Genomic DNA, 11872 nt, shown 5'->3' with positions numbered 1-11872 from the left:
CGCCACACCGATATAGGGCTGCCAGGATGCGGCGCTCGGCAAGCGCCAACGCGACTGTGAGGCTACCCGCTCCAGCAACCCGCGATGTGGTTCCAAATCCCGTCCGGATTGGCGTCCCATGCGTAGCGCTGACGCGCTTCCGCTCGAGCGCTGGCGTTGCGACCACCTCACAACATCGCGACGCTCGCCTGAACACTGCTCCCGTTTCCCGACATGTCCAGCCGGTGCCAACCGCCACGCCAACGCGCTCACGAATCACAAAATCACCCGAGCGTGACTCCGAACCGATTAACATCAACGGTAACACTCTCTTGAGTTTTGGAGACATGGCCGCTTTCGTCTAAACAGCTTGCCGAGTTGGACTTCCGCCTCTGTTATGGCCGGTTCCTAGTCAGTTAAGGTAGGCCTCGAGAGTTAGCGCAAGCATGTTGTCAATTGAAAAACGTTCGGTAGCATAGTCCCGAATTTGCTCCGCCAAAAGCTTCTGCTCAGGACGAGGACGACACCAAGAAGTCAACACCTTAGCAATCTGCTCCGGGTCTACCTTATCTATGCTGGGTAGCAGTGTTCCCGTTCTTCCGTTTTCAAAAGTTGCCCCGGAACCTCCAGCGGGCGTGGCTACCACAGGCAACCCAGAGTATTGAGCCTCAATGAGGACATTGGGCAAACCCTCATGCCGAGACAGCAGCAAGAAAACATCCATTTGCGAAAGCCAAAAGCCTACATGTTGCGATCGTCCGGTGAAAAGAACCCGATCTTCAATGCCTAGCTTTCGAGCATGGTTCATCGCTGCGCTACGAAGCGGTCCGTCGCCGACCATTATGAACCGCACGTCGGGACGAGATGAGGCGAAGGTTGCCGCGATATCAATCCACTCCAATGGCCTCTTGTTGTTGTCAAATCGCATTGCTGAGCCAACAGTAAAGCAGTCGCGGGGGTTATTTTTACTGAAGGCTCGCGCCATTGCCAAAGTTGCCTCGTCGGCGGCCAAAGACAACGGCTCCAAACCGTTCGGAATGATCCGGACGGTTCCGCGCGGTAGATCGAGCCACTCCTCGTAACGCTTAGCCGCTGCGAGGGAGTTAGAGACGATCACCACACCCGGAGCGGACAATAGTAACCGATACACGATTTTATATTCAGGTTTATTTCGTTCGGCTCGGTCGACCGGCGGCAAAGTTCGTACACCCAGCACTATACGCGGTACGTTGGCGAATAGCGCGGCTAGTCCCAAGGCCAATACAGACCCGTCCTGCCAGATGTGTATGACATCCGGCGATGCCTGACGCAGAACGTCGGCCGCCTGAACCAGGCCCTCACGCATCGGAAATGGAAGGTAGGGGAGACAATGGATTACCTCCCGTAGGCATGACCATCCTGGTCGCCCGGCAAACTTGTCGAATTCCACATACTGGTGAACATTGAATCCCGCGTCCGACATCAGCGGAGCAAAGAAATCGGACCCCGAGCGGGAATTGAGCGATCGACATAGAATTTGAACCGGGCCAATCACGTCATTCCCGTCAATTGAGCGCCCCGCTTCCATAGCCGATTTGATTGCGAGAGCGGTATTGGTTAACTGGCGCTCGGCGCCACCGGAGCCAAGGCCGCCATTGACAAGAATTAGGTGCCCCAAAAATCCTTTATTGTCCGTTGGGCTGCTCGGTCGGAGGCGCTTGGCTTCATTGAAGACGTGTTCGATAAGAAAGTCTTGTGGATCAATGTCTGCGCCGCTACTGCTTTCGACAGCCTTTTCTAGCGCAGATATATTCGCGTCGACCTGTGAAGCGACGCTTATATGTTTTACGGTAAGGCCAAATCGATCCTGGCTCGCATTAACGATTTCTCGCGCTCTAAGCGGTTGGTTTATGGATAAGTATAGCTTCACCACGTCAAGAAGTATGGCCTCGGAAACATCCGCCATTTGGGTTATTTTCGATAGAGCTAGCTCTGCCTCTTCAAAGTCTTTTAGTTCTATTAGCGCACGCGCAAATACGAACATGCCTTCAGAGTGCTTGGGCTCTTCAGGGTATCGCTCAGCGTGGATATTTCGCCCGGCATCTGTCCCGCCTAACCGTATGGTCCAGCGCAAGAGGCGTACATATGCATGGCGCGAATTTAGAAATCGAGAGTCGATGCCGCGCCAAACGGCTAATGCACGCGGGTCTTGGAACCTTTCGAGTGCCTGCGCGGCCATCTGTTGAAGCCTCTCTTCGTTGGGGAACCGCGCGATTTCTCCTAGAAGATAAGAGAGAGTGTCAGGCAATTCTGCCATTTCTCGCAATGAACTAACTCGCTTTTGCGCCCTGCCAACCGCTTTCGTGTCAGCACGTGCTGCGATCTTGCTTTCTTGTAGCCCCTGAAGAACTGCAACTGTGACGGGATCGACATCATGTCGCTCAATTGATTGTACCTTGTCGATCCGATTTGGACCCCGCAACCACTTCTTGGCGGTGAATAACATGTTAGCCGATCCAGTTCGTATGACGATCAATAACAAATTTTTGTGGTTCAAAGAGCCGATCAAAAATACCTAATGTAATAGAAGATCCGGCTAAAAGCGCGTGGCGAACGCCTTATCTCTATTAGAGCCATCGCGCCAGTATCGCGCAAACAATGGGGGAACGACTTTGGCGGTTGCCTATACGGCGTACTTACAATACGTCGCATCTTTACTTAGTTATTCTATGCCTGCACTAGGCGTTCGGCGGCGGCTGCGACGGTCATGTCGTGGGCTGCGTTGGTTGCTGCTTGCGAAAGTTGTTCCAGGCTGCCCGGCTGAAGGATGAAGGTCGAGACTGCGTCAACCATTGCCGCGACCATCTCCTCTCCTAAAGCCTCGATGGTTTTCAGGCTGGGTTTCACGGCGCTTGCGATCGGCCCTGCCGCGAGTACAGGGCGCCCATACGCAAGGGCTTCTGCGATCTCGAAGCGTGATCGCCCACAGCGCTGGGTCACTGGCATCGCTGGGATGACGACCAGATCAATCGCGGCAAAGGCGGCTGCGATATGTCCGTTGCGCGGGCGTCCAGGAAATAGGCATCGGTCTCCGTGGCCTAGGGCTTCCAGTTTATCGCGAATCCGGTGGAAGCGCGTGCCGACGCCAAAAATGAGCAGCCTAACTGGAAGCCCGCGCTTGACCAGTTTATCCAGGATCGCCGGGAAAGATTCGAGATCCACTTCGTCGTAAGCGTCGCCGATATATCCGATGACGAAGCCGCCTTTGAGAATCGGCGATGAGGACCAGTCGGAGGAATTCTTGTCCGCGTTGAATTGGAAAACCGATTCTCCGATGGATAGAACCTTATGTGCCGACACGCCAGCTTCGGCTAAGCGGTCAGTGAAGAAGTCGTCACGCACCAGGACCGTATCGGCCTCGGCCAAGAGAGCGTTTTCCAGCGCAATAAGGATTTCCTCGCGCTCGCTAGCCGGATTGCTCTTCGCTCGAGTCATAGTCGTACAATCGAAAATGAAGCGAGATCCGTTAAGGCGCGCCGCTATCGCCGCCGGATAGGCAAGTTCAATCGAGCTTGGTGCGACAACAGCCCCGGCATTCGCGGCAGCGATCCTCTCCGCGAGCAGTTCGCTGGCATCCCAGGAGTAGGTGTCGAGTATGCTACCGTCGACTTCGATAGCCGGCAGTCGGAAGTGGGCAATGCCCGCAACTTCATCCTTGGTAAGTTCGACGCGGCCGGATTTGTCGATTGCGGGGTAGCCAGGGACGGTCACTATCTTGACTTCGTTGCCGGCCTTCTGGAAGGCACTAGCTAATGAGAGGCCGCGCAAGCTGGAAGCGGACCAGTGGCCAGGGAAAGAGTTCGGCCAGTAGAAGATGACCGAGTTGGGACTGCCGTTTTGGCTGGCGCTACGGTTCGGCAAGGAAAGCCCAGTCACTTCGAGCCTGGCAAGCGCGGATAATTCGTCGAAGCGTTTGAGTTCGCTCGGGTTGAAGTTGACACCGGCGGCGATCGCCGATCGCATCACCTCCAAAGCCTCTTTGACCACCCCAACATCCGCGAGAACGAATGCGAGATGCTTAACTCTCCACTGTTGCGGATCGGCTGCCAGGGCGGCCTTGGCCAACGAGACGGCGACGGGAATATCGCTAAAGCGCGCGCGCCGCGATAGTTCCAAAAGCACCCGCGATAAGACGCCCGCGGGCAGCCTCTGATCGCGAACCCATTGCTCGGCAGAATGCCAGCCATCATGCCCGGCGATGGCCAGAGCGCGTTCGGCATGCTGTAGGGCTTCGGCCGTTGCCAGATCGAGGCCCAGCTCGACCGGCAAAGCGGCCTTGTCCTTCATCGCCTGTTCTTGAGCGGCACGGTATTTGGCTGGTAGCGAAAACGCGCGTTTCCAGTCTCCCTTGATTGCCAAGATATCTTCACCCAAACTGAAGATCGGGCTACTACGCAGCGTCTCGAGCTTATTATTTATAGTTTTGACCTGGGCCAGGAGGTCGAGGTTGAGAACATCAACATTCTTTTTCGCTTGCTTATAAGATTCCAGCTCCTTCTCGATCTGGTTCACTCGTAACGAAATGTCGCCTCTCGATCTTTCGATGGTGAGCGCATGAATATTGGCTTCGAGCTCACGGATACGCTCCCGGTCCCGGGCCTCCTTTTGGCTGGCCAGGTCGATCTGCACTTCATAAGCTTTTCGCTCCGCAACTGACAGCGCATCTATCTGCGCTGTCTTGAGAGGTTCCCCATTCTTGGCACCTTTGGGGAGCGGCGGGAGATTTTCGTCGATCAATCGCGAAACCGACTTCGTCCCGAGACCTTCCCCAAATAGACTATTGAGCAGATGACCGCTTTGATGATCTTTAGCCCCTGCCATTGGTCTGCCCCCTGAAAAGTGGTCCTCCCTGATGTATGGCTTTCGAGCCGATGGAGGACTTAAGAATGCCGAGAAAGAGACACGCTGCAGAAGAGATCGTCACGAAGCTTCGGCAGGTTGACGTGCTGAGTTCGCAGGGCAAATCGATGGCCGAAGCGATCCGATCGATAGGCGTGACGGAAGTAACATATTACCGTTGGCGGTCCGAATACGGCGGTCTGAAGGGCGACCAGGTTAAGCGTCTGAAGGAACTTAAGACGGAGAACTCGCGGCTTCGGCGGGCCGTCTCCGACCTGACGCTGGACAAGATGATCCTGGCGGAAGCTGCGCGGGGAAACTTCTAAGCCCCGCGCGTCGCCGTGCTTGCGTGGATCGTGTTGTTGCTGAACTTGGCGTTCCCGAACGACGGGCGTGCCGGGTTCTCGGTCAGCACCGCTCCACGCAGCGCAAGGTTCCGACGACACCTGATGATGAAGTGGCCTTGACCGCCGACATCATCGCGCTTGCCCTCCAATACGGCCGCTACGGCTATCGTCGCATCACGGCGATGCTGCATCGTGCGGACTGGGTGAACGTCAAACCCGACTTGAACAGTTGGAGGTGAACGGATGGCGAACGCTGTCCGTTAAGCTATTGAATTCACTCGCCTTGAGTTTTCGGCGCGAAAATGTGTGGTAACAACAGTTGATCTGCTCGCCGTATGTTGTATGGATTTTATGGCATTTATTCGCTAACAACGCTGGCATGTTTGTCGTTGAGAGAGTCGCGCGCGGCCACCGCTATCTTTACCTCGTGGAAAGTGTCCGCGACGGCAAAACCGTTCGCCAGCGCACGATAAAGGCGCTGGGCCGCAAGGATGCGCTGGTTGCCAGCGGCGAACTTGACAGATTGGCGGCCTCGATTGCGCGCCATGGCGAACGCAGCCTCATCCTGTCCGACATTGACGCGGGGCGAATTGCCTCTCGCCGCATCGGCGGTCCGCTGTTGTTCGGGCGGCTGTGGGAGCGGCTCGGGATCGGCGAGGTGCTGGAAGAGGTGCTGGAAGGGCGCCAGTTCGGCTTTGCGGTGGAACGGGCGGTGTTCGTTGGCACGCTGCATCGGCTGTTCGTCTCGGGCTCGGACCGCGACTGCGCGAACTGGATGGCCGATTATGGTATCGAGGGCGCCGAGGGTCTGGCGCTCCATCACTTTTACCGGGCAATGGCGTGGCTGGGCGAGGAACTCGGCGAAAAGGCGCAAGGCGCGCTGGTGGCGCGCTGCGTGAAAGACGCGATCGAGGAAAAGCTCTTCGCGCGCCGGCAGGACCTGTTCACCGACCTCAGCCTTGTGTTCATGGACACCACCTCGTTGTCCTTCCATGGCGCGGGCGGCGAGACGCTGGGCAAGCGCGGGCATTCCAAGGACTTCCGCCCCGATCTGGCGCAAATGATCCTGGCGCTGGTCGTTGATGCCGAGGGCCGGCCGATCTGCACCGAGATGGTGCCCGGCAACACCGCTGACGTGACCGTCCTGTTGCCGGTGGTCGATCGGCTGCGAACGCGCTTCGGCGTCACACGCGCCTGCGTTGTCGCCGATCGCGGCATGATCAGCGCCGATACCATCGCCGCGCTCGAAAAGCTGGGCATGGAATACATTCTGGGGGCCCGCGAACGCTCGAGCAGCGTGATCCACAACGTCGTGCTCAATGACGCGGCACCGATGGTTCCGCTCGTTCTCGAGCGCCAGCGCGGTGAAACTCAGTTGTGGGTCAAAGAGGTCAAGGTCGGTAAAGACCGCTATATTGTCAGCCGCAATGACGCCGAGGCCGAGAAGGACAAGGCCGACCGCCAGGCGATCATCGCCGGCCTCGAGGCACAGCTCAAGAAGGGCGACAAGGCACTGGTCGGCAACTCGGCCTACCGGCGTTACCTCAAGGCCAGCGGCAAGAACTTCAAGATCGATGTCGGCAAGCTTGCCGAGGAAGCCCGGTACGACGGCATCACCGTGGTGCGGACCAACGCGAAGGTGACCCCGCTCCAGGCCGTGCTGCGGTATCGCGATTTGCTCGAGGTCGAGAGCCTGTTCCGCGCCGCCAAGGCAACCTTCAATACCCGGCCGATCTTCCACCAATCCGATGCCGCCATCCGCGGGCATGTGTTCTGCTCGTTCCTGGGGCTCGTACTCAGCAAGGAACTGCGCCGCCTCTGCCGGGCCAAAGGCCTGACGCCCGAATGGCAGCCGCTCCTACGCGATCTCGATCGCCTCCAGGAAGCCACCATCGAAAAGGATGGTCGCATCGTCACCACCAGAACCCACGTTACGGGCCAAGTGGGCAACGTCTTCAAGGCAGCTGGCATCGCTCTGCCACACAACCTCGACGAACAACTCGCCTGAGATCATCCCCAAAATGTAGTGGTAACACGCGCCGGCGCGCGCCTAACGTGCTGATATAATAACATATTCTTACAGGCGGTGTTTAAGTGGGGTCAAACGGGTCGAACGGATCTGGCGGCGTGAGGGGCTGAAGGTTCCGCAGAAGCAGCCCAAACGTGGCCGTCTCTGGCTGAATGATGGTTCGTGCATCCGGCTGCGGCCGGAATATCCCAACCATGTCTGGTCCTACGACTTTGTTGAAGATCGCACCCACAATGGAAGGAAATTCCGCATGCTCAACGTGATCGATGAGTTCACAAGGGAATGCATCTCTATCAGGGTAAGCCGGAAGCTAAAGGCCGTCGACGTGATCGATGTTCTGGCCGACCTTTTTATCCTGCGCGGCATCCCAGGCCACATCCGGTCCGACTACGGCCCAGAGTTCATCGCCAAGGCTTTGCGCGAATGGATTGCGGCTGTCGGTGCCAAGACGGCTTACATCATGCCCGGCAGCCCTTGGGAGAATGGCTATTGCGAGAGCTTCAACTCAAAGCTCCGTGACGAGCTGCTCGACGGCGAAATCTTCTACACGCTGAAGGAAGCCCAGATCGTCATCGAAGGATGGCGACAACACTACAATCCTGTTTCATAACACCCATCTGTCTATGTTGTTGAAGCGAATAGGTTTTGCTGATCAGGGTGCGATCCTGTGGGGTGTCTTGGGTTCTGCCTCGCACGCCAGACAATGCTCTGAGCCCCCGGTTCGCCGAGCGTTGATCGGCTGTAGATCCACGGACCATCCGGTAGGGGATGAACACCTTCGATCTCGCCTGCTTCTGCGGCGAGCCTGAGCGTCTTCGGTGCAATGCCGAGCAAACGCGCCGCCTTGTTCAGATTAAGCCATGGCTCATTCCCGTCTGGCGCCGGCCGGAATACTGGAATCTTGTGATGCGACCTGAGCGCAGTGACCCGCTCCCGTGTCCAGCGATTGCCGTGGCCGGTCACCAGGCCGTTCCGGTTGAGGATGCCGGCAATCAGGTCATCATTGGCGATGAGAACCAGTTGCCGGACGGCGGCCAGGATGTCGGCCGAAGTGCTGTTGCGCTGTCCGCGCCGCCTCCTCGGCAGGCGCAGTTCGGTGTGGACGCCGCCAATCCAATGGATCAGGAGAACGATCTCTGACGCTTCTTCATCGATATCGGCGACCACCTCGTGGATGACGGTGCGCACGATGCGCTTCTTGAGCCTCGCGTCGGTCGTCGGCGCCGACCAGACAGTCTTGAGATCGGCGGCGAGCGCGGCGGCGTGTATTGGCGACAGAAGTGATGGTTCCAATGTCGAGCCATCATGCGCGGCAATCCTGCTCTCTATCTCGCCGACACGCGTGAGCGCCCGGTTCCATCGCAACTCCAGTTCCGCCGCGACCAGCCGGTTCTGCGGATCGATGGCGTCGTACTGCCGGAATGCCCGATCAGCGCTGTAGCGTGCCGCCTCGAGATCGCGCACCAGCGCATCACGAACCTGATCGCGGCGACTGGCCGCTTGTGCTTCGGCCTCGACGGCCGCGGTAATCGCTCCCGGCTCGACAACCCGCAGAAGAGCTTCCTCGATGGCGTCGTCGACGCGCAATCCTCCGAATGCGATGCAGCGCGGCTCGCCATTGTCAAGCAAGCCCCGCCAACACGAATAGCGCGGAATGTTATGTCTGGTCCCTGTGTAGCGGACCGTCAGCTTGCGTCCACAGCGCCGGCAGCGGACAAGGCCGGCGAGCAGAGCGTCGCCATGCTTGGGCGCTCCGTGATGCCGGCCGGTGGGCACGTTGTCGCTCACCATCTTGCGGATCGCCTCCGCCCGTTCCCAACTGACATAACCCTCATGGACATCCGGGATCAGAGCCAGCCACTCGGCTCTCGCCTTACGGCGGCTCCTGGGTCGGATCACTCCCGTTGCATCATATCCTGTCGCGACACGACTCTTACCATAGGCGTAGGCGCCGCCGTAGATCGGGTTCTCGATCATCCGGTGGATGGTCGCATAATTTGGCCGACGCCAGACCACGTCACCGTTGTTGCGGCTTGGCTGGCAAATCCAGCCCATGCTCGAGGAACCAGAGCAGGGCCTGCCGGGCGCTGCCGAGTTCGGCCACCTTGTCGAAGACGAGAATGATGGCGTCCTGGACACGGCGATCGGGATCCTTCTCAAGCCTGTCGCCGACCTTCACGAAGCCGACCGGGGCCGTGACAATGAGCTCGCCGCGCCGGGCCTTCTCGTAGCGTGCCGACAGGGAGCGCTGACGCAGAAGATCGAGTTCGTACTCGTTGAGGCTGCCCTTCAATCCCAGCAGCAGCCGGTCATTGCCCTGACGCGGCGCATAGACCGTCTCTTGGTCGACCAGTACGGTGTCGACCACGCGACACATCTCGATGAGTTGCTGCCAGTCGCGGCTGTTGCGGGCAAACCGGGACACCTCTCGCGCCGCCACTGCGCCGACCTTGCCGAGACAGACCTCGGCAACCATACGGTCGAAACCGGCGCGTGCGACGCCGCCGGCGGCAGAGCGGCCGAGATCGTCATCAATCGTCTCAATGCGAGACCAGCCGAGCGCTGTTAGGCGGTCGCGCATGGCATATTGAAGCGTGCTGTCCCAGTAGAGCGCGGAAAACCAGCGCCGAACATGCCGGGTTCAGTGACCTACGCCCATTCTTGCGCCTCTTTGCCTCAGAAACGGCGGTAAATCGAGGTGTCCAATGGGGTGCCCGAAGCGGGTGTTACATCCTGCAGCAGCGTCGCCAAGGCGCGTAGCGCAGCAATATCGACATGGGGAGCGGCGCCAACCTGCAAGGCGGCATTAGCCGCCCGATCAAACATCCATGCTGGAATCTCCAGCCACCGATCGGATCCCCGACCAGAGAGGCTGCAACGGAAAACCTCTCTACCAGCCTTCTCGACCACCTCATGAATATGGACCAGGCTCCCGGCCCAAGGATGCCACGGGTAAAAAAGCTCGTGCTCCGCGATCCCGTGGGCGTTCTGTCGTCGTGTTGTACAACACGGTGCGCCCGCATTCATCTTTAGGCTACAGACCCCCGGCGCCAGAAGCAATCCTGTGGCCGGCTGCGCAACCCGGACCAGCTTCGCCGGCCACCCCGGCTGTAGCGCCGAGACCAAGCATGCACTAACATTCAACATGGATCACCCGATGGGGGCCGGCCACCATGTCGAAATCCTTATGATCCGATTTTCCGCGACGCCATGTGCAAGAAGATGAGCGCAGGGCATCGCGCCCTTAAGCTACTGGCGCAAAAGCGGTGACAATTTGCTCTGCAATTTGATTTCCAGGCTCAATGGAAAGGCATCTCCTTGCGGCTTCAACAGCTGCGGGAAGATCGCCAAGCTTTTTGCGGCTGCGGGCCAGTCCGATCCAAGCCTTCACATTCGACCCGTCTACGGATGCCAACCGCTCATAGTAGGATACTGCCTGTTCGAAATTTGTGACCTTGAAGGAGTATTGGGCGAGGTTCGCCAACGCAAATTGATTGTTGCTGTCGATATCCAGCACCAATTCTGCCAACTGGGTAGATTCCTTAACGCTCCCATCCTTCATTAAGCGTTTGTACTCACGGACGGTGCCGCGGAAGACGCGCTCCTCGATGTTGTCGTATCTGGACAAGTCCAAAGAGGATTTCTTAAGGACGGAGAAACGATGGGCAGCCAAGAGATAATTGTGGGTGCGCAGGAATTCCCTAAGCTGAAGGAAGACAGCGCGTCGGGTTGCTTCGCCGATCTTATCATCGGGCACGGCAGCACCTACGCTCGCCAAAAGGACAAGAGCGTCCAGTTCCTGGTTAGTCAAAAGCGCCAGCCGCAAAACGCGACGCACCACCGATGGATTTTCAGGTGTCAGGCGCACCAGACGCGCCCATAACTCCAGAGAGGCTTCGTTATGTCCGCCTTTTTCATACGCGGTCGCCAATCTTTTCAAAGCGGTACTGTGATCGGGACTGAGCGCCAGGACACCGTGCCAGGTTCGAATATAGGTATTTGCGTCCGTTTCAAAATTGGCCTCGATCGCCTTTACGGCGGCGGCATGAATGAGTTGGCGCAACCTGCGCTTCATCTTGGCGTCTCCGGGACTGAGGCTCAGTCCCAATTGCCAAAGCCTGGCAGCCTTCTCTTCGTCGCCTTCGTTTTTCGCCTGGAGTCCGGCGGCCGCCAATTGGGCGGCGATGCGCCGTGACAAGGTTTCGCGCTGTTCCGTTTTCTCCGCGTTTTCCGGTAGAGCTAGCAGTAACGTGGCTGCATCCTCCCACCTTCGTTTCGCGGCGAGCTGGTGAGCCGCACTTTGCACGTCGGGCGCGGCAATGGCCGCTGCGGCGCGAGCAGTTGCGACGAGGTCTGTGTCGTCCCCTCTGCGAATGGCGGCTTTCAGTTGGAGTTTAAGCGCATTCTGGTTGTCGGGGATCAGTGCCAACAGCGTTGCCGCGGCGTCTCCGACGCGGACATAGTCTCTCTGCTTCCAGGAGACTTTCAACTCCCTGTGTGCGCTGACGACGCTTTCAAAAAATCCGAGATCAGGTGATATACTGGCGGTGGCGGACACGTTTTCGGGGTTCCTCATTTGCGTTTTAGGTTGGTACTTTCGAGACTTGGCTTTCATGCTACCTAATCCTATTTTCGCGTA

Annotated in this window: 5 protein-coding genes and 4 pseudogenes; 4 read left to right on the top strand and 5 right to left on the bottom strand. The window is 58.2% G+C overall.

The annotated features are described in order from the left end of the window. Positions 1–391: 391 nt before the first annotated feature. Positions 392–2464, bottom strand: coding sequence for a glycosyltransferase (locus HB778_RS37505; RefSeq protein ID WP_183455011.1), 2073 nt, complete (start codon positions 2462–2464; stop codon positions 392–394). 221 nt (positions 2465–2685) lie between these two features. Continuing rightward, positions 2686–4839, bottom strand: a complete 2154-nt coding sequence (locus HB778_RS37500) for a glycosyltransferase (RefSeq protein ID WP_183465530.1) — start codon at positions 4837–4839, stop codon at positions 2686–2688. A 65-nt stretch (positions 4840–4904) separates the two neighbouring features. Here HB778_RS37500 and HB778_RS37495 point away from each other — a divergent pair. The 3 genes and pseudogenes from HB778_RS37495 to HB778_RS37485 all read left to right on the top strand — a co-directional run. Next, positions 4905–5440: pseudogene (locus HB778_RS37495) on the top strand (transposase); the annotation flags it as partial. A gap of 143 nt (positions 5441–5583) precedes the next feature. After that, positions 5584–7212, top strand: coding sequence for an IS1634 family transposase (locus HB778_RS37490; protein WP_183465529.1), 1629 nt, complete (start codon positions 5584–5586; stop codon positions 7210–7212). Between the two features lie 88 nt (positions 7213–7300). Beyond that, positions 7301–7837: pseudogene (locus HB778_RS37485) on the top strand (DDE-type integrase/transposase/recombinase); the annotation flags it as partial. A gap of 17 nt (positions 7838–7854) precedes the next feature. Here HB778_RS37485 and HB778_RS37480 read toward each other — a convergent pair. Together HB778_RS37480 and HB778_RS37470 are read right to left on the bottom strand one after the other, a co-directional pair. Next, a pseudogene (locus HB778_RS37480) lies at positions 7855–9832 on the bottom strand (recombinase family protein); the annotation flags it as partial. 77 nt (positions 9833–9909) lie between these two features. Then, a complete protein-coding gene (locus HB778_RS37470; protein ID WP_183455014.1) occupies positions 9910–10059 on the bottom strand; it encodes a hypothetical protein in 150 nt (49 codons plus the stop codon). Positions 10060–10235: 176 nt separating this feature from the next. Here HB778_RS37470 and HB778_RS42290 point away from each other — a divergent pair. Continuing rightward, a pseudogene (locus HB778_RS42290) lies at positions 10236–10370 on the top strand (IS3 family transposase); the annotation flags it as partial. A gap of 107 nt (positions 10371–10477) precedes the next feature. On the opposite strand, the gene HB778_RS37460 reads toward HB778_RS42290, so the two are convergent. Then, on the bottom strand, positions 10478–11848 hold the full coding sequence (locus HB778_RS37460) for a tetratricopeptide repeat protein (RefSeq protein WP_183455015.1): 1371 nt from the start codon (positions 11846–11848) through the stop codon (positions 10478–10480). Between the last annotated feature and the right edge of the window lie 24 nt (positions 11849–11872).

Origin of the sequence: Mesorhizobium huakuii (assembly GCF_014189455.1) — a bacterium.
Taxonomy (GTDB): domain Bacteria; phylum Pseudomonadota; class Alphaproteobacteria; order Rhizobiales; family Rhizobiaceae; genus Mesorhizobium; species Mesorhizobium huakuii_A.
This window is presented reverse-complemented; position numbering and strand designations above follow the sequence as displayed.

Bases quoted from the DNA above. Each gene is read 5' to 3' on its own strand.
- HB778_RS37505 (WP_183455011.1), bottom strand. From the start codon at position 2,464: ATGTTATTCACCGCCAAGAAGTGGTTGCGGGGTCCAAATCGGATCGAC.
- HB778_RS37500 (WP_183465530.1), bottom strand. From the start codon at position 4,839: ATGGCAGGGGCTAAAGATCATCAAAGCGGTCATCTGCTCAATAGTCTA.
- HB778_RS37490 (WP_183465529.1), top strand. From the start codon at position 5,584: ATGTTTGTCGTTGAGAGAGTCGCGCGCGGCCACCGCTATCTTTACCTC.
- HB778_RS37460 (WP_183455015.1), bottom strand. From the start codon at position 11,848: ATGAAAGCCAAGTCTCGAAAGTACCAACCTAAAACGCAAATGAGGAAC.
- HB778_RS37470 (WP_183455014.1), bottom strand. From the start codon at position 10,059: ATGTTTGATCGGGCGGCTAATGCCGCCTTGCAGGTTGGCGCCGCTCCC.